General features: G+C 67.9%; 19 protein-coding genes. 5 read left to right on the forward strand and 14 right to left on the reverse strand.

Annotation, left to right across the window (positions count from 1 at the left end):
* Positions 1-157 precede the first annotated feature (157 nt).
* The 11 genes from ACFXHA_RS09305 to ftsH all read right to left on the reverse strand — a co-directional run bounded on the left by ACFXHA_RS09305 (position 158) and on the right by ftsH (position 9950).
* Positions 158-991, reverse strand: a complete 834-nt coding sequence (locus ACFXHA_RS09305; RefSeq protein ID WP_379354644.1) for a type III pantothenate kinase — start codon at positions 989-991, stop codon at positions 158-160.
* A 10-nt stretch (positions 992-1001) separates the two neighbouring features.
* Entirely contained in the window at positions 1002-1421 is a 420-nt protein-coding gene (gene panD, locus ACFXHA_RS09310) for an aspartate 1-decarboxylase (RefSeq protein ID WP_379354646.1), read from the reverse strand.
* Positions 1422-1433: 12 nt separating this feature from the next.
* A complete protein-coding gene (panC, locus tag ACFXHA_RS09315) occupies positions 1434-2360 on the reverse strand; it encodes a pantoate--beta-alanine ligase (RefSeq protein WP_379354647.1) in 927 nt (308 codons plus the stop codon).
* Entirely contained in the window at positions 2360-3286 is a 927-nt protein-coding gene (locus tag ACFXHA_RS09320; protein WP_379354649.1) for a Rossmann-like and DUF2520 domain-containing protein, read from the reverse strand. Before ACFXHA_RS09320 ends, panC begins: the two co-directional genes overlap by 1 nt.
* Positions 3287-3408: 122 nt before the next feature.
* Complete coding sequence (locus tag ACFXHA_RS09325) at positions 3409-4398, reverse strand: DUF6779 domain-containing protein (protein ID WP_379354651.1); 990 nt, start codon at positions 4396-4398, stop codon at positions 3409-3411.
* Between the two features lie 69 nt (positions 4399-4467).
* Complete coding sequence (locus ACFXHA_RS09330; RefSeq protein WP_379354653.1) at positions 4468-4941, reverse strand: DUF3180 domain-containing protein; 474 nt, start codon at positions 4939-4941, stop codon at positions 4468-4470.
* A 16-nt stretch (positions 4942-4957) separates the two neighbouring features.
* The gene (folK, locus tag ACFXHA_RS09335; protein WP_379354655.1) at positions 4958-5491 is read right to left on the reverse strand and encodes a 2-amino-4-hydroxy-6-hydroxymethyldihydropteridine diphosphokinase; all 534 of its coding nucleotides are present in this window, start codon (positions 5489-5491) and stop codon (positions 4958-4960) included.
* Positions 5492-5495: 4 nt separating this feature from the next.
* A complete protein-coding gene (folB, locus tag ACFXHA_RS09340; protein ID WP_379354656.1) occupies positions 5496-5924 on the reverse strand; it encodes a dihydroneopterin aldolase in 429 nt (142 codons plus the stop codon).
* Entirely contained in the window at positions 5872-6726 is an 855-nt protein-coding gene (gene folP / locus ACFXHA_RS09345) for a dihydropteroate synthase (protein WP_379355037.1), read from the reverse strand. The genes folB and folP overlap by 53 nt, the downstream gene beginning before the upstream one ends.
* A 77-nt stretch (positions 6727-6803) precedes the next feature.
* On the reverse strand, positions 6804-7427 hold the full coding sequence (folE, locus tag ACFXHA_RS09350; protein WP_379354658.1) for a GTP cyclohydrolase I FolE: 624 nt from the start codon (positions 7425-7427) through the stop codon (positions 6804-6806).
* Between the two features lie 153 nt (positions 7428-7580).
* Positions 7581-9950 carry an ATP-dependent zinc metalloprotease FtsH gene (gene ftsH / locus ACFXHA_RS09355; RefSeq protein ID WP_379354660.1) on the reverse strand — a complete coding sequence of 790 codons (2370 nt, stop codon included), beginning with the start codon at positions 9948-9950 and terminating at the stop codon, positions 7581-7583.
* A gap of 305 nt (positions 9951-10255) precedes the next feature.
* On the opposite strand from ftsH, the gene ACFXHA_RS09360 reads away from it, so the two are divergent.
* Positions 10256-11179: a hypothetical protein gene (locus ACFXHA_RS09360; protein ID WP_379354662.1), complete on the forward strand. Its 924-nt coding sequence runs from the start codon at positions 10256-10258 to the stop codon at positions 11177-11179.
* 52 nt (positions 11180-11231) lie between these two features.
* Here the strand turns inward: ACFXHA_RS09360 and ACFXHA_RS09365 are convergent, their stop codons facing one another.
* The gene (locus ACFXHA_RS09365) at positions 11232-12056 is read right to left on the reverse strand and encodes a DUF1266 domain-containing protein (RefSeq protein ID WP_379354664.1); all 825 of its coding nucleotides are present in this window, start codon (positions 12054-12056) and stop codon (positions 11232-11234) included.
* Between the two features lie 194 nt (positions 12057-12250).
* Between ACFXHA_RS09365 and ACFXHA_RS09370 the strand changes: the two genes are divergently transcribed.
* Entirely contained in the window at positions 12251-12517 is a 267-nt protein-coding gene (locus tag ACFXHA_RS09370) for a DUF2277 family protein (protein ID WP_379354666.1), read from the forward strand.
* Positions 12518-12526: 9 nt separating this feature from the next.
* Here the strand turns inward: ACFXHA_RS09370 and ACFXHA_RS09375 are convergent, their stop codons facing one another.
* On the reverse strand, positions 12527-13789 hold the full coding sequence (locus ACFXHA_RS09375; RefSeq protein ID WP_379354668.1) for a PucR family transcriptional regulator: 1263 nt from the start codon (positions 13787-13789) through the stop codon (positions 12527-12529).
* A gap of 156 nt (positions 13790-13945) precedes the next feature.
* On the opposite strand from ACFXHA_RS09375, the gene ACFXHA_RS09380 reads away from it, so the two are divergent.
* The 3 genes from ACFXHA_RS09380 to ACFXHA_RS09390 are packed head-to-tail and all read left to right on the forward strand — an operon-like array spanning position 13946 to position 17345.
* A complete protein-coding gene (locus tag ACFXHA_RS09380) occupies positions 13946-15574 on the forward strand; it encodes an aldehyde dehydrogenase family protein (RefSeq protein WP_379354670.1) in 1629 nt (542 codons plus the stop codon).
* A complete protein-coding gene (locus ACFXHA_RS09385) occupies positions 15574-16404 on the forward strand; it encodes an SDR family oxidoreductase (protein WP_379354672.1) in 831 nt (276 codons plus the stop codon). Before ACFXHA_RS09380 ends, ACFXHA_RS09385 begins: the two co-directional genes overlap by 1 nt.
* 41 nt (positions 16405-16445) lie before the next feature.
* Complete coding sequence (locus tag ACFXHA_RS09390) at positions 16446-17345, forward strand: PfkB family carbohydrate kinase (RefSeq protein WP_379354674.1); 900 nt, start codon at positions 16446-16448, stop codon at positions 17343-17345.
* A gap of 30 nt (positions 17346-17375) precedes the next feature.
* On the opposite strand, the gene ACFXHA_RS09395 is transcribed toward ACFXHA_RS09390, so the two are convergent.
* Positions 17376-18062, reverse strand: a complete 687-nt coding sequence (locus ACFXHA_RS09395) for a nucleoside/nucleotide kinase family protein (protein ID WP_379354676.1) — start codon at positions 18060-18062, stop codon at positions 17376-17378.
* Positions 18063-18068 lie beyond the last annotated feature (6 nt).

An 18068-nucleotide genomic window follows, 5' to 3' on the forward strand; every position in this document is an offset into this window, starting at 1 on the left:
TGTGAATTTGGTCGGGGGCTATACGAAGCCTCGACGACCGTCGAGGCAGATTAGCCTCGACAACACTCCTGGGTGGTCACGCGGAAAGACACGTCGGCGAGTCTAACAGCGGAACGCCGGGAATCAACAGGGGGTCCCGGCGACGACTGCGTCACTTTTATTCCGGCCGGTCTGTACCGGGTCGGGCGTCGGTTCCGGGACGCGCGGCGCGGCGCTGCTGATTGCGCTCGTACACCAGCCGCAGACCGTCCAGGGTCAGATGCGGCTCGTAATGCTCGATGGTCTCGGACTCCGGCACGATCAGCGGCGCGGTGGCACCCGTCGCCACCACCGCCACATCGTCACCGGAGAAGGCCTCGATATCGCGAATACGGTCGATCAGCCCGTCCACCAGGCCCGCGAAACCGAAGATCGCACCCGACTGCAGGCACTCCATGCTGTTCTTGCCCACCACCGAACGCGGCCGGGTCAACTCCGCGCGCCGCAGCGCACTGCGCGCGATCAACGCCTCGGTGGAAATCTCCATACCGGGCGCGATACTGCCGCCCAGGAATTCGCCCTTACCCGAAACCAGATCCACACAGATCGCCGTGCCGAAATCCACCACGATGGCCGGCGACTGGAAACGGTGATATGCCGCAAGACAATTCACGATGCGATCCGCACCGACTTCTTTGGGATTGTCCACCAGCAACGGAATACCGGTGCGCACACCGGGTTCCACGAGCACGTGCGGCACATGGCCCCAATAACGCGAGAGCATCTCGCGTAGCTCGCGCAGTACCGGCGGCACGGTGGACAGGGCCGAAACCCCCACCACCTGATCGGCGTCCGCGCCGATCAGGCCGCGCACCTGCAGCGCGAATTCGTCCGCGGTGAGCAGCGGATTGGTGTGCATCCGCCACTGCCGCACCAGCTTCGCGTGTTCCCCGCTGCCGGAGAACAGGCCCAGCTCGATGCTGGTATTGCGGACATCGATGGTCAGCAGCATGTTCGGCGGCTCAGGCCAGCGACAGCGAGCGCGGCGAGATCAGGTCCGATCCCTCGGGGGCGTGCGCCGGGTCGGTACCCAGCTCGATCGGGCGATTGCGCTCGTCCACGAAAACCACGTGCGGGGCGTAGTTCTCCAGCTCGGCCGCGTCCATCATGCCGTAGGCGATGAGGATGACCAGATCGCCCGGGTGCACGAGATGCGCTGCGGCACCGTTGATTCCGATCACACCCGAACCGCGCTGACCGGCGATCACGTAGGTCTCGAGGCGGGCCCCGTTGGTGATGTCGACGATCGAGACCTTCTCGCCCTCGAGCAGGTCGGCGGCATCGAGCAGATCCTGATCCACCGTCACCGAACCCACATAGTGCAGATCGGCGTGAGTCACCGTGGCCCGGTGGATCTTCGACGTCATCATGGTGCGCAACATCGTCGTCGCCTCCTAGAGAGATGCCTGGGCAGGCTGGTCGGGAACGGTGGGCAGGCCGTCGAGCGGCTTGCCGATGGAAACGGGCATATTGTCGATCAGGCGGGTGGCGCCGACACGGGCCGCGACCAGCAGTCGGGCATTGCCGGTGGGCCACTCCTCGGAGAAGTCCGAGCCACGCAGCGCCAGATAGTCGATCTTGATATCCGGGGCCAGATCCAGCACCGACTGCGCGGTCTCCAGCACGGCCTCGGGGCCACGCCCCGCCGCATGCCGGCCCGCCAGCAGCGCCGCCGACAGCGTCAGCGCCAGCTCACGCTCCTCGGGGCTGAGGAAGCGGTTGCGCGAAGACTTGGCCAGGCCGTCCTCGTCGCGCACGGTGGCGGCGGGCACGATCTTCAGATCCATGTTCAGGTCGACGACCATCTGCCGGATCAAAGCCAGCTGCTGGTAATCCTTTTCACCGAAGAACGCCTCGTGCGGCTGGCAGATGTTGAACAGCTTCGACACCACGGTCAGCACGCCGGAGAAATGACCCGGACGGGTCGCGCCCTCGAGAATGTCGCCGAAGGGACCGGCCTGCACGGTGCTGCGCGGGCCGAAGGGGTACATATCCTTGGCGCTCGGCGCGAACACCAGCTCGACGCCCTCGCCGCGCAGCAGTTCCACATCCGCGTCCAGGGTGCGCGGGTACTTGTCGAGATCCTCGTTCGCGCCGAACTGCAAGGGATTCACGAAGATCGACACGATGACGGTGCTGTTGGTCAGCTTGGCCAGCCGCACCAATTCCAGATGGCCCTCGTGCAGCGCGCCCATGGTCGGCACCAGCGCGACCCGGCGGCCCACCGAACGCAGGGCCTTGACGACCTTGGTCATGACGGCCGGATCGTGGTGCACGGTCAGCTCGCCGCGCTTGTACGAACCGATCAGCTTCGGATCCATCAGCGTCCTTCCAGGAGATCGATCAGGTCGGGATTGGTCTGGGCGCGCTCGGCCGAACGCAGCGACTGCGCGCGATAACCCGCTGCCAGGCGGGGATTCAGCGCCTCGAGCGCAGCCAGGTGGGCGGCCACCGCGGCCACGTCGCCACGGGCGACCGGACCGGTCAACGCCGCCGGGCCCCGACGCAAGGCGTTGTCGAGGGCAGCCGACGCGAGCGGGGCCAGCATGCGCTCGGCCAGGCCGTTGGGCTGATCGTCGATGACCTGCTGCCCCAGCAGACCCGGACCGGACAGGGCGGCGCGCAGGGCTTCCACCGCATCCACGATCAAAGTCACCAGATGATTGCTGCCGTGCGCCAGAGCCGCGTGATAGAGCGTGCGATGCTCCTCCGAGACCCGCACCGGCTCGCCGCCCATCTCGATGACCAGCGACTGCGCGATGGCGTAACCGATGTCGTCGGCGGCGGTGATTCCGAAGCAGGCATTGCCCAGGCGGGCCATATCTTCGTCATGCCCGGTGAACGTCATGGCCGGATGAATGGCCAAGGGCAAGGCGCCCAGCGCGGTCAGCGGCGCGAGGATTCCGACCCCGTTCGCACCCGAGGTGTGCACCACGATGGTGCCCGGACGGACCGCGTTCGCCGCCGCCAAACCGGCCACCAGGCCGGGCAATTCGCTGTCCGGCACAGCCAGGATCAGCAATTCGCTGCGGGATGCCACATCCTCGGCGGGCAGGACCTGGGAATCCGGCAGCCGGGTGGCGGCACGACGCAGCGAGGCATCCGAAATCGCGGATACCCCGAATACGACATGACCGGCACGCTCCAGCGCCGCGCCCAGTGCGGATCCGACGCGTCCCGCCGAGACGATTCCCACCGTCAGGCGTGCGGGCGCAGGATCACTCCAGACATCCTTGTCCGAGGTCACTTTGTCCTCTCGAAGTTCGTTCCAGTCCCGCCTTGCGGGTACCGGACGTTACCGAGCGAGGATATCGCCGCCGATTCGCCGGAGCCACCCAGTGTGGGATAGGCAACTCCGGCGGCTCGGTGTCAGTTGGCGTTCTCGGACTTCAGGTTCGCCATGATCTCCGCGACCGAGAGGCGTTGGGTGCCCTCCGGGTCCGGAGTGTCGCCGCGGCGACGGCGACGGGCAGTGGCGCGGCCGACGGGCGTCGAATGCTCCTGCTCGGGGGTCAGGCGCGGGATGGTGGCCTGGCCGTTGCCGTTTGCGGTGCCGTTGACTGCCGCGGCGGCGGGTGCGGGTGCGGGTGCCGGGGTGGCCGGATCCGGTTCGGCGGCGGTGCGTTCGGCCTCGTAGTCGGCGCGCATGGCGTCGGTGATGATCGAGGTCTCGGCGGTGACCGGGTCGTCGAAGGGGGTGGCGAAGGCCGGGGGTTCGGGGTGGGCGGGGTCGAATTTGGGGGCCAGGTCGGTCTCCGAGATGGGGGCGCGGGCGCGGGGTTCCTCGTTGTCCTCGGACTGGTCGGCGGGCGACGACCAGGGGTCCCAGGGATCGGCTTCCGACCAGTTATCGTTCGCCGTCTCGGTGGCCGAGTCGGCGTCGCGGCTCGGAAGTTCTTGGACGCGAACGGCATCCGCGCGCAGGGCGGGCCGGTCGAAGGGCAGGTCGCCGTCGAACAGTCGCTGCAGGCTCTCGCGCAGGACGGTGAGTTCGGCACGCAGCGCGGCCATCTCCGTGGCGTCGGCGCCCACCTCGTGGCGGACCCGATGCTCGACGCCGAGCTCGTATTCGCGGCGGGCAGCAACCTCGCGCTCCAGCTGCAGTTGGTAGACCTTTTGGAGGTCACCCACTTTGGCCTTGTCGATGGCCGCTTCCCTGCGGAAACGCGTGGCAGCGAGGGCTCCGATGGCGGCCGCCCACAGCGCCGCCAGCAGGCCCACCCGAATCAGGTGAACGTTGTCGCTGAAGATCAGGAAAATGCTGGCAACCAGTCCGAGAAGAAGCAGAAAGCCGGTGAAGAACTTTCCCGCATCCACCCGTCGCCGACGGGAAGCACTGCTACGGGAGGGTGAAACCATGTCCGCCAGCGTAGCTTGATCTTCCGACCAGGACCCCCACCTTGACGATCATCATGGCCAATCTGTTAGCTAGGAAGTAGCTGCTTCATCGGGTGGATCGATCGGCGCTCGGCAGCAATACTCCAGCCACAAAGCCGCCGCCACCAGCGCCACACCGCCGACCAAACCCACCACCGCACCCGGCGTATCCGACGATGCCGCACGCAGATCCGAGCGCTGCATGAGCAGCCACACCAGGAACCCCAGCCAGATACCGCCGACCAGCGACCCCACCTGCACCGACGCCTTCGCCAGCGCCACCGCCCGCGCCACCGTGATCGGATGCAACTGCCCCGAACCGCCGGGACCGATCCCGTGATTGTCCTTACGTTGCCGAATCACGAACGCCAGCACGACCTCCAGCAGCGCCACCGGAATCAGCGAGGCGCCGGAGAACACCGAGATCGGCGGGAACGACGAATACGCGATATTGGTGGCGATCCAGGCCACGACCGCCGCCAGCAGTACATTCGCGCTCAGATCCAGAATGCGGGTCGGCTTCACCGCATCAGCTCCGACTTCATGAGGTCCAGCCCAGCGACAACTCGGTCCGGCGCACACCCGCCACCTCGGCCGAATCCAAGACCGACAACCACTCTCGCAGTGAACGCGCCGTGCCGGTCACCGCCAGCTCCGCGTCCGGCTCCACCTCCAGCCACGGCAGCAGCACGAACGCGCGATTGTGCGCCTGCGGATGCGGCAGCGTCAGTACCGGATCCAGGCTGTGCACCACCACCCGGACATCGCGGCGACGCTGCTCGGCCCACACCACGTCCACATCGAGCGTGCGCGCGCCCCAGCGGACCTCGCGCACGCGGCCGGCGGCCTGCTCCAGCACCTGCCCCAGCCGGAGCCAGTCGGAGGGTTCCAGGGCCGGATCCTCGGCCACCAGAACGGCATTCAGATAGTCCTGCTGCGGCACCCCGCCCCAGGGCGGCGTCGAGTACACCGAGGAGACCGCCACCAGGCGCGGGCCCAGCGCGGAGACCACACTGCGCAGGTGCGCCAGCCGATCACCCAGATTGGAACCGATGGACAGGACTACGCGGGTCACCGCTCTACTCCTCAGGCTCGCGTCGGCGGGACGTGACTACACGGACGTCCTCGAAGGTATGCGGAATCGGCGCGAAGGGCTTGTGCAGCACCACTTCCACGGCCTGGATGCGGGGATCGGCCATGACCTCGTCGGCAATGTTCGAGACCACGGTCTCGATGAGATCGCGCGGGTCCCCCGCCACGATCGCCACCACCTGATCGGCCAGCTCGCCGTAGTGGATGGTGTCGGCGATGTCGTCGGACTTGGCCGCGGCCGAGAAGTCGGTCCACAGCGTCAGATCCACGACGAACTCCTGGCCGTCACGCTTCTCGAAGTCGAAGACACCGTGATGGCCGAAGACCCGCAGGCCGCGCAATTCGATACGGTCCGTGCTCAACTCAGCTCTCTCCCGCCACACGCCGGTACCGTTCGCGCAGTCTGCGCGCGGCATTCGTGGTGGCGTCCACGACCGCGACGGCGTCCAGCGAGGACCGCACATCGTGCACCCGTACACCCCAGGCCCCGTGCTCGGCCGCCAGCGCCGAAATGGTGGCCGTCGCGACCTCGCGGCCGTCCGGCGGCCGCGGACCCGACTCGTCGGCCAGCAGGCCGCCGAGAAAACGCTTGCGGGAGGCCCCGATCAGGACGGGCAGGCCCGCGTCCATCATCTCGGTCATGCGATAGAACATGCCGCCCAGCAACTCCCAGTTGTGGTCGGCGTTCTTGGCGAACCCCAGACCGGGATCCAGCACCAGCTGCGCGAGGTCAACCCCGCCCGCAAGGGCGAACTCGACCTGCGCGTTCAGCTCCTCCCAGACCTTGGTCACGACATCGTCGTACTCGTCGGCCGGGCCGGTGTGCTCGTAGTTGGCTTCGGCCCGCCAATGCATGAGAATCCACGGAATCCGGCTCTCCGCAACGACTTTCACCATGTTCGCGTCCGCGCGACCACCGGAAACGTCGTTCACCATGGACACGCCCGCCGCGATGGCCGCCTCGGCGACACTCGCCCGCATGGTGTCCACACTGGTCGGCACGCCCGCCGCGGCCAGCGCCCGGATCACCGGAACCACCCGCGCCGCTTCGGTTTCCGGATCGATGCGCACCGCACCCGGCCGCGTCGACTCACCGCCGACATCGATGATGTCCGCGCCCATCTCGTAGAGCTCCAGGCCGTGCGCGACGGCCAGGCCCGGGTCCAGATAACGACCACCATCGGAGAAGGAGTCGCTGGTGACGTTGACGACACCCATCACCACGCAAGAGCGGCCACCACGAGGAACAACCAATTCGGCCCCCCGCGTACCGCTCTCGGCCATGGTCGGTGCGCTCACTTTCGGAGAATCAGGTCCAGGGCCTCGGCCCGGGTGGTGGAGTTGGACTGCAGGGTGCCGCGCACCGCCGAGGTGGTGGTGGAGGCGCCGGGCTTGCGGATGCCGCGCATGGCCATGCACAGGTGCTCGGCCTCGATCACGACGATCGCGCCGCGCGGATCCAGCTTCGCCATCACGGCATCGGCGATCTGCGAGGTCAGGCGTTCCTGCACCTGCGGGCGCTTGGCGTACAGATCGACCACGCGGGCCAGCTTCGACAACCCGGTCACCCGGCCGTGCGCGCCCGGGATGTAGCCGACGTGCGCGACACCGTGGAACGCCACCAGGTGGTGTTCACAGGTCGAGTACATGGGAATGTCGCGGACCAGCACCAGTTCCTGATGCCCCTCGTCGAAGGTGGTGTTGAGCACCTCGGCCGGATCGGTGAACAGTCCGGCGAACATCTCCCGATATGCGCGCGCCACCCGGCCGGGGGTGTCGGCGAGCCCGGGACGATCCGGATCCTCGCCGACCGCGATCAGCAGTTCGCGCACGGCGTTCTCCGCGCGCTCCTGATCGAAGGGCCGACCGGTTTGGAGCGCGATCGGGCCGGACACGACGGTGTTGTTGGTGGCCGACAATCGACACCTCCTGTGTTGACTTGCCGCACATGCTCTTCGCGGCCTGGACGCGGTCGCCGACCACTCGGAGCGGGCCCGGCGCAGGGTGTTCACCCTGCTGCCGGGCCCGGCCCGAGCCGGGCCGCGAACCCATCGATCGTATCGGGACCGCGGTCAGCGACGACCGTTCGGTCCGTCCCAACCGTTCTTGTCGTCCTCGTCATTCCCGGCCGCCGGCGGCGTGGCCGGATACTCCGGCTGTCCGTAGCCCGGCTGCTGGTACTGACCGCTGCCCGGTTGGTAGCGCTGATTGCCCGCGGGCGCCCAGCCGCCGTACGCGCCGCGCGGCTGCGGCGTCTGCGACTCGTCCTCCTGCGGCGGCCAGCCCGGCGCCGACCAACCGGCCGGAGCGCCGTAATCCGGACGCGAACCGTGCGTCGGCGCACCCGGACGCGAATAGCCGGGAGCCTGCGGCAGCGGGTAGCCCGCCGGGGCGGGGGCCGGGTAGCCGGCGCCGTACTGCGGGGCACCGCCGTAGGCCGGCTCCGGGTAGCCGTTGGCGGGCTGCGCCACCGGGTACGCGGGCTTCGGCTCCTCTTCCGGCCACGGCTCACCGCGCTCGGCGGCCAGCTCGCGCGGCGTCTTCACCGGCGGGCGGTCGGACGGGACGCGATCACCGAAATCGTTGAAAGCCGTGATGCGCGGCCGCTTTTCGACGGTCGTGAGCACGGTCTCGAGATCCTTGCGGTGCAGGGTCTCGCGCTCGAGCAGCGCGGTGGCCAGCGAGTCCAGCTCATCGCGGTACTCGTTGAGCACGGCCCACGCCTCGGTGTGCGCGGCCTCGATGAGGTTGCGCACCTCCTCGTCGATCTCGCGAGCCACCTCGTGCGAGTAGTCCGAGTTCTGTCCCATGGACCGGCCCAGGAACGGGTCGCCCTGCTCCTGGCCGTAGCGGACCGCGCCCAGACGGGCACTCATGCCGTACTCGGTGACCATGGCGCGCGCGATCTTGGTGGCCTGGTCGATATCGGACGAGGCACCGGTGGTCGGCTCGTGGAACACCAGCTCCTCGGCGGCGCGACCACCCATGGCCATGACCAGGCGGGCGATCATCTCCGAGCGGGTCATCAGGCCCTTGTCGTCCTCGGGCACCGTCATGGCGTGGCCGCCGGTGCGACCGCGGGCCAGGATGGTGACCTTGTAGACGGGCTCGATATCCGGCATCGCCCAGGCGGCCAGGGTGTGCCCGGCCTCGTGGTAGGCGGTGATCTTCTTCTCGTGCTCGGAGATCACCCGCGACTTGCGCCGGGGGCCGCCGATGACACGATCGACCGACTCCTCCAGTGCCGCACCGGTGATCACGTTGCCGTGCTCACGCGCGGTGAGCAGCGCGGCCTCGTTGATGACGTTCGCGAGATCCGCGCCGGACATGCCGACGGTCCGCTTGGCCAGACCCTCGAGGTCGGCGTCGGGCGAGATCGGCTTGCCCTTGGAGTGCACCGACAGGATCGCGCGACGGCCGTTGAGGTCCGGGTTGCCGACCGGGATCTGCCGGTCGAAACGGCCCGGGCGCAGCAGCGCCGGATCCAGGATGTCGGGGCGGTTGGTGGCGGCCATGATGATGACGCCGGTGCGCTCACCGAAGCCGTCCATCTCGACCAGCAGCTGGTTCAGCGTCTGCTCCCGCTCGTCGTGACCACCGCCGAGGCCCGCGCCGCGCTGGCGGCCGACCGCGTCGATCTCGTCGACGAAGATGATGCAGGGGCTGTTCTGCTTGGCCTGATCGAACAGGTCACGCACACGCGACGCGCCGACACCGACGAACATCTCGACGAAGTCGGAACCGGAGATGGTGAAGAACGGCACCCCGGCCTCACCGGCAACGGCCTTGGCCAGCAACGTCTTACCGGTACCGGGCGGGCCGTAGAGCAGCACACCCTTCGGGATCTTCGCGCCCAGCGCCTGATAGCGCGCCGGGTTCTGCAGGAAGTCCTTGATCTCGTAGAGCTCTTCGATGGCCTCGTCGGCGCCCGCCACATCCTGGAATGTGGTCTTGGGCATGTCCTTCGACAGCAGCTTGGCCTTCGACTTGCCGAAGCCCATCATGCCGCCGCGGCCACCGCCCTGCATGCGCGCCATCACGAAGATGAACAGGCCCAGCAGGACCACCATGGGCAGCATGAACAGCAGAATCTGACTCAGCCAGGAGTCCTGCTTGACGGAGGTGTTGACCTTCGCGCCGGAATCCGTCGCGGCCTTGAAGACCTGCGCGGAAACCTCGCCGCCGCCGGGGTATTTGGCGATCAGCTTGGTCTCGCCCTTGGTCGCATCATTGCCGTTCTTCAGCGTGATGCGCAGTTGCTGTTCTTTGTCGTCGATCTGTACCGAATCGACATTGGACTTGTCCTGGAGCTGGGAGAGCGCCACCGAGGTATCGACGCTATGCCAGCCGCGCGTGTCGTTGCTGAAATAGCTGACCAACCAGATCACGAGCAGAAAGCCCGCGACTATGGCCAGGTTGCGGAACACAGTCTTGCGGTTCATAGAGCGTCGGCCGGCGGCCAGTCCTTTCCGGGGGGTGTATCCGGTTTGCCTGCGATGCTTGCGTGGCGCGCCCGTTCCCGCGAACGGATGCGGACATGCCACGTTACCGCGTACGGTCTAGTCGATACATCGCGCAGTTCGGCAGGTAGTGCAGTTCAGCAAGTAAACGGCTGGAGAACGCGGGTGGTTCCCCGACCATCAGCGGCAACACATCGGGTCGATCACCCCCTGGTGTCGGACCGAGTGGTCACAATCATGGCATGGTCGTCCTATCGTGAGCGACGACACAACAGAGCGCAGGGGGTATGGACATAGTCGAGCTACGGACACCCACGGCGATTGTGCGTCACGGCAACGGGCGACTGACGGTGCTGCGACCAGGAACCGACGGCGAGCGCGTGCTCGACGTGCCGGTGAGCGACCTTCTCAAGGTGCGTTTGAACCGGCGCGCCGATGACGCCGTCGTCATCGAAATCTATCTGCGCTATCCCACCCCGGTACTGACCGGAGTTCCCGCCGACCGGACCCCGCTGCCGGTGCTCATCGCCGAACACGATGTGCCCGCCGCCACCGTCATCGTCGAGCGGATCAACAATCAGATTCTGGCCACTCAGCGCCTGGACGTGGCCGCCCCCGACCTGACGCCCCCCGCGCCCTCCTGGGGTCGCACCGGGCCCGCCCGCGCCGACGTGGACCGCGCGGTCCGGCGGATGGCGCCCAAGCGGGACGCGAAACCGGCTGTGGCAGCACTGCAGCGGTATGTCACGCCCGAGGAATACGTGCTGGAGACCGCACTGGTCAGCACGCGGCCGCCCGCGCCCCGCGCCACCGGTCTGCTCGCGGTCACCACCACGCGGCTGATCTTCGTCTCGCTCGGCTCGGGCAAGCGTTTCGCGCACGAGTTGCCGATCGCGACATTGCTATGGGCGCGCACCACCGACGATGCCGAGGCCGCGGTGCCCGGCGAGTACGGGGTCGAGGTCAGCGACGGCAATCTGACCTGGCACTTCTCCGGCACCGACCGGGCCGACACCGATCGGGTCACGGGCGCTTTGAATTTCGCCATCCAGCGCGAGGTGGCCGACGGCGCCGCCGGGCCCGCCGATCCGGGCGTGTCCAAGCTGTACTCGGAATGGGAATTACTGGTCGAGCGGCATTCGCTCGGCATGGTCGACGATTCGCAGTTCCAGCGCTACGGGCGCGGGATTCTGCGTTCCCTGCCCGACTAGTTTCGCTGACAGGTGAAAATGGTTGGGGGCCAAGCCCCCAACCCACCACCGTTTATTCGTCCGGCTGCAGATTGATGCGACGCCACGGACTGGTGGGCCGCTGCCACAGGCGCAGCAATTCCATGCGCCGGTCCACGCCACCGGATTTCAGTTCCGCGAGGTCCTCGCACGCCTGCCAGTAGGTCCATCCGGCCAGGTACGCGTCACCGAATTGCCGCCAGTTGCGGTATTTGCGCTGCGCCTGCGGCAGGGCGCGCATGAGATAGTCCCAGGCCACATCGGCATCGAGATAGCCCGCGGTGTAGGCCATCCGGGCCACGGCGACCACCCGGGCCAGATCCCAGGCCTGGATATCGGTGGGCAGCGGCCGGACCAGGTGATCGGTGAGGCCGAGTTTGATGGCCTGCGACCAGATGTCGTAATCGCGGACCAGCGCCTCCGGATTCTCCATCCCGCGGAAGGATCCGACCTGCCGCAGGAATGCGCGATGCCGATCGGCGCGCTCACCGAAGCGATCGCGTTCAGGGGAGTTGATGGCCGCGGTGACGAGCGGATGCACCAGCGCGTAGAGCGGACCGTGCATACCGTCGAGCAATTGCTCCATCGAGGCCATCGCCTCGGTGCCGTCGGTGATGCCCCACGCACCGGTCAGCGTGTCGATGGCAAGTTCGCGGCGATCACCCAGCGGGTGCTCCCGTTCGGGACCCAACAGCAGCGCGTCGTGGAAGGCGTCCCAGCGCGCGGAGTAGAAGCCGCCGAGCGACAGCGCGCGCAGTTCGTCGTCGGAGACCTGCGCACCTGACCAGTGGTCTTCCTCGCGCTGGTCCAGCTCCGGGTAGGGAAATGTGGTCAGCGTGGGAACGTCGCGGGCGGGCATACCCCCGATTGTTCCCCATCGATCTTGGAGTGGCCCGCTATTCGCCGATCGCGTGTGCCACACCGGCCGCGTCGTCGCGAATACTCGGCAAACCGTTCGGTACGGATTTCACAGGCGCGCGCGACGGCACACTCAGGTAATTGTCTGAATCTTGCCCTGTCACAGCGGGTAATCGGGCGCTAACCTCTGGGGGCATGAGTGGGAACATCACCCTGTTGCGCGGGCTGACACCGGCTGCCACGGAGCAGGAAATCTACGCCGCCGCACAGGAATACGTGCGCAAGGTCGGCGGGGTATCGGGTTTGACGACGGCCACCAAGCTGGCCGTGGACAAGGCGGTGGCGGCCATTGCGGCGGCCACCACGCAATTGCTGACGGAATTGCCTGATCGGCGGGCCTCGGAAGGCGAAGCGCCGGTGCGGCGTCGCGTCCGGGACTCCGTCGAAGAGGAAGCCAGCTAGCGCCGGGGCTCAGACGCCGTAGACCGCCACGCAGTCGAGCGCGATCTCCAGCCGCGCGCCGCGTTGGTCGAGAGAGTGACCGAGTAGTTCCTCTATGCGCTGAATCCGGTATCGCACCGTGTTCTTGTGCACGCCGAGCAGTTTCGCGGCCGCGTCCGGGCTGCGGCGGGCACGCAGATAGGCATGCAAGGTTTCGCGCAGTCGCGCCGACTGCGCGTCGGGTGCGGCGAGCGCGCCCAGTTCCCGGTCGACGAGGGCGCGCATGGCGGCCTCGTCGGCGCCGGCCAGGTAGGCGACCTCCACGTCCGAGTAATGCAGCACGCGCGGCGATTCCGGGCGGGCCCGCTCGGCGACGTGCCGGGCGGCAACGGCCTCGCGATGGCTGCCGCGGAATCCGGCGGCATGGGTGGCGGGCACGCCGACGGCCACCCGGACCGGCGCGTCCACCGACCAGGCCGAGTCGGCGGCCTCGGGCAGATCGCCGTCCACTCCGATCCAGGCCCACAGCGCCGACGCCCCGGACGGCACGGTGAGCAGGCTGCCGTTGCCGAGGGCCGCGGCGTAGCGGGCGACGATCCGGTCCAGCAGACCGACCGTCTCGCCATTGCTCTCCGAGTGCGGGCCACCCTGCGGCAAGGGCGCGGCGTCCGCATCCGTCCACAGCACCAACGCCACCTGACGCTGAGCGAGCCGGTATCCGAGCCTGGCCGAAGCGCTTTCGGTGTCCACGTCGGCGTCGTCGAGCAGCGCACGCACGATCTCGGCACGCTGGGTGAAGGCGGCGCGCAGGCCGCGTTCACGCTCGGCCATATAGGTGTCGGTGAGGGTTTCGACCGAGGTGCTGACCCAGCGGGTGGTGCGGTCGAAAAGCCGCAGCAGCACGGATCTTTCGATATCGGGCGGCAGTTGCCGTTGTTCGAGCACCTCGGTCATGTAGTCGATGACGGCTTCCTGGCCGAGGTGATAGACGCGCAGCAGCAGGCGCACGTCGTAGCCGCGGCGGGCCACCGTGCGGGCGAAGGCGTGCGCCTCCTCGGGAACGGGGTACTCGATGCGGTCCTGGGTGAGGCCGCTGAGCACCGCCACGGCGTGGGCGCGGCTGCTGGCGGCGAGGTCGCGGCGCATGTCGCGGTCCCGCAGTTCGGGGATGCGGGCGATGATCGCGTTGTCGAGGCGGGTGACGACCTCTTCCAGGGTGGCGGCCGGGAGGGTTTCGGCGACGAAGTCGGCGATCCACTGCCGGATCTCCGCGCTGTTCACCGTCGTCGCCATGCCGAACCCTTCAACTTGTACTCAGAGCACAAAACCGACCGGAACAATTGACCCGATTGGCCAAGCATCGCCCCCCGAAATTGTGTCACGATCATAGTCCAGTGAGCTGCCACACAGCTCGCCGTCGCAACGTAGCGCACGTGGGGAAGGCATATCGTGACCAATACCGAACCTGCCGCGGGCACCGCTCGCAAGACCGGGACCCGTAAGGCCGCCGGAACCGCGGTGAAGGCCGACAAGCAGCCGGAGGCCCCGGCCACCGAGCTCGAGATCCGGAATCCGGCGACCGGCGCACTGGCCGGCACGGTGCCGATCGATTCGGCCGAGACGGTCGCCGCCAAGGTCCGCGAACTGCGCGCGCACCAGCCCGCCTGGGAGGCCATCGGTCCCGAGGGCCGTAAGGAGTGGCTGCTCAAGCTGCAGGACTGGTTGGTGGACAACACCGATCACCTGGCCGATGTGCTGCAGTCCGAGACCGGCAAGGCGCGCGTCGACTCGCTCATCGACCCGGCGTTCTCGGTCGACCTCACCGGCTACTACGCCCGGCGGGCCGCGAAATTCCTTGCCGACGAACACCCTTCGCCGCACAGCCCGCTGGCCCGGGTCAAGCAGCTGACCACCGTGTTCCGGCCGTATCAGGTGGTCGGTGTGATCACCCCGTGGAACTTCCCGCTGGCCATGCCGGTGATCGACGTGATCCCCGCGCTCGCCGCGGGCGCGGCCGTCATCCTGAAACCGTCGGAGGTGACCCCGCTTTCGGCCGTCGAGCTGGCGCGCGGCTGGCGTGAGATCGGCGCTCCCCCGGTGTTCGAGGTGGTCACCGGCGCGGGCGCGACCGGCGCGGCCGTGGTCGAGACCGTCGACTACATCCAGTTCACCGGCTCCACCGCCACCGGCCGCAAGATCGCCGCCGCGGCCACCGAGCGCATGATCCCGTTCAGTCTCGAACTGGGCGGCAAGGATCCGGCCATCGTGCTGGCCGATGCCGACCTCGACCGCGCCGCGTACGGCATCGCCTACGGCGGCATGTTCAATGCGGGACAGGTGTGCATCTCGGTCGAGCGCGTGTATGTGGAAGCGCCGGTGTACGACGAGTTCGTCACCAAGCTGACCGCCGCGGTCAAGGAGATCCGTCAGGGCGTGGACGGCCGCAAACCGCAGTACGACATGGGCGCGCTGGCCAACGAGAGCCAGGCCCAGATCGTGCAGAACCATGTCGAGGACGCCGTCAAGGCGGGGGCGCGGATCACGACCGGTGGTCAGCGCACCGGTGTCGGAACGCTTTTCGAGCCGACCGTGATCGCCGACGCCGACCACACCATGACCTGCATGACCGAGGAAACCTTCGGCCCCACCCTGCCGGTCATGAAGGTGGCGAACGAGGCGGAAGCCATTCGCATGGCCAATGATTCGATCTACGGCCTGTCGGCCTCGGTATGGTCGCGCGACAAGGATCGCGCCGAACGCATTGCGCGCCAATTGAACGCGGGCGCGGTGAACATCAACGACGTATTCGCCAATATGTTCAGCTTCGCGCTGCCCATGGGCGGCTGGGGCCTGTCCGGCACCGGCGCGCGCTGGGGCGGCGCCAACGGTGTCCGCAAGTACTGCCGTCAGCAGGCCATCACCAAGCCGCTGCTGCCGACGCAGACCAAAGAGCCGCTGTGGTTCCCGTATTCGCCGCCCAAGCTGACCTTCGCCATGGCTGCCCTGCGGGCCGCGGGCACCCGCGGTCTGCGGCGCGTGAACGTGCCCGCCATCATCAAGACCGTTCGGGGGCTGTGATGACCGACTTCGGAACCGTCGCAGGGAAAGTCGTCGTCATCACCGGCGGCGCGCGCGGTATCGGCCTGGCCACCGCCACCGCGCTGCAGGCTCTCGGCGCGAAGATCGCCATCGGCGATATCGACGAGACCACGGTGAAAGAGTCGGGTGCCGCACGGGGTTTCGACGTGTACGGCAAGCTGGACGTCACCGACCACCAGTCGTTCGAGGAGTTCCTCGACGCGGTGGAGAAGCAGCTCGGCCCGATCGACGTGCTGATCAACAATGCCGGGATCATGCCGACCGGGCGCGTGGTGGACGAGCCGGACGAGATCACCCGCCGCATTCTCGACATCAATGTGTACGGCGTGATCCTGGGTTCCAAGCTGGCCATCGCGCGCATGCTGCCGCGTGGGCGCGGGCAGGTCATCAATATCGCGTCGCTGGCGGGCGAGACCCACATTCCGGGCCTCGCTACCTACAACGCCAGCAAGCATGCGGTGCTGGGCTTCACCGACACCCTGCGCGAGGAGTACCGGGGCACCGGGCTGCAGTTCTCCTCGGTGCTGCCGACGCTCACCAAAACCGAACTGGGAACCGGGATCACGGCCCCCAAGCTGTTGCGCCCGGCCGAGCCGGAGGAGATCGCGGACGCCATCACCAAGCTGATCGTGGCGCCGCGCTCCAAGGTCCGGGTGACCGCGGTGGCGGGCATCATCTCGCAGGTGGTGGGGTTCCTGCCGCAGTCGGTGGGCGATGCCATCGGGCGGGCGCTGGGCGCGCAGTCCGCGTTCCTCGACGATGTGGACTCCGACGCTCGCAAGGCCTACGAGCACCGGGTGCGCGACTAGCACAGCGATATTCGCGTCGGCAACACCGTAGGGTCGGCGGCATGGGTGACCGGAGTGCGGTATTCGTCGGATTGTCGACACTCGATCTGTCCTATGCCGTCGACCGGTATCCGCTCGAGGACACCAAGACTCGCGCGGACGGGCTGTTCCTCGGGGCGGGCGGCCCGGCCGCCAATGCGGCGATCACGCACGCGTTCCTGGCGCACCGCTCGGCGTCCACGCGCCACACCATGCTGGTGACGGCCCTCGGCACCCACGCACTGGCACAGTCGATCCGCGCCGATCTCCGCGCACAGTCTGTCGAGATCTGGGACGAGGCGGCCGCCGAGACCGGCCGGCCGCCCGTCTCGTCGATCGTCGTGGCGGCCGAAACCGGCACCCGCACCATCGTTTCGACCGACGGCTCGGGCATGGACCCGTACCCCAGCCTGGAATCGCACTACCTGGACGACGCGGACATCGTGCTGGTGGACGCGCACTACCCGCGACTCGCCTTCGAGGCCGCCGACACCGCCGGAGACGTACCGGTGGTGCTCGACGGTGGCCGCTGGCGGGAAGAAATCCACCGGAAGCTCCTGCCGGACATCGATATCGCGATCTGCTCGGACGCCTTCACCCCGCCGGAACTGGACGGCGATACCGACGCGGTGATCGACTTCCTGCACGCCACCGGCCCGCGGCTGGTCGCGATCACGAACGGCGGCGGGCCGATCCGCTATTCGACACCCGAAGGCCGGGGCGTGATCGAGGTGGCCGCCGACGGCATCGTCGACACGCTCGGTGCGGGCGACATTCTGCACGGCGCTTTCTGCTACTTCTCCGCGCGTGGCCAGGACTTCCCGCTGGCACTCGAGCACGCCGCCGAGGTGGCCACCCTGTCCTGCCGCTTCCCCGGCACCCGGGAATGGATGCGGCACTACGACTTTCAGTCGATGCGGTAGCCGGCTTTCAGTCGATGCGGTAGGCGACTTTCAGTCGATGCGGTAGCCGCGACCGGCCTTGCGCAGCACCAGATCGGCCCGGGAGCGGGTGGTTTCCACCAAGGCGGCATTGCGCAGGTCACTGTGGGCCACTTTGGTTTTCGCCGCCTCCGGGGTGCGTCCGCCGCGAATATGCCTGCGCAGCAGGCGTTGTTCGATGATCAGCCGGGGCACGTCCAGATACCAGGTCTCGTCCAGCAGGGGCCGCACGCCCGACCAGTCCGGATGGGCGCGGTCGTCGAGCAGCAGGTAGTTGCCCTCGGTGACCACGATGGTCTGGCGGTCGACGATGACCCCGCCCGGGACGGGTTCGTGGATCTCGCGGTCGTAGGTGGGCCAGGGCACGGGGGTGCCGGGCGCGGTGTCACGGACCGTGCGCAGCAGGGTGACGTAACCGGTCGCGTCGAAGGTGTCGGGTTCGCCCTTGCGGTCGAGGATTCCGGCGCTGCGCAGCTGAGTGTTGGTGAGGTGGAAGCCGTCCATCGGTGCGACATCGGCGATACTGCTGCCCGCGGCCAGATTCAGTTCGTCGCGAATACCCCGGGCGAGGGTCGATTTGCCCGCACCGGGCGGGCCCGCGATCCCGAGTAGAAACCGACCGGGATGCCCCTCCGCGCGGCGGCGGACGCGAGCCGCCAACTCCGCCAAGGAGGTTTCGACACTGCCGCGTATCGCCACCCCCCA

Origin of the sequence: Nocardia sp. NPDC059240 (genome assembly GCF_042753865.1) — a bacterium.
Taxonomy (GTDB): Bacteria; Actinomycetota; Actinomycetes; order Mycobacteriales; family Mycobacteriaceae; genus Nocardia.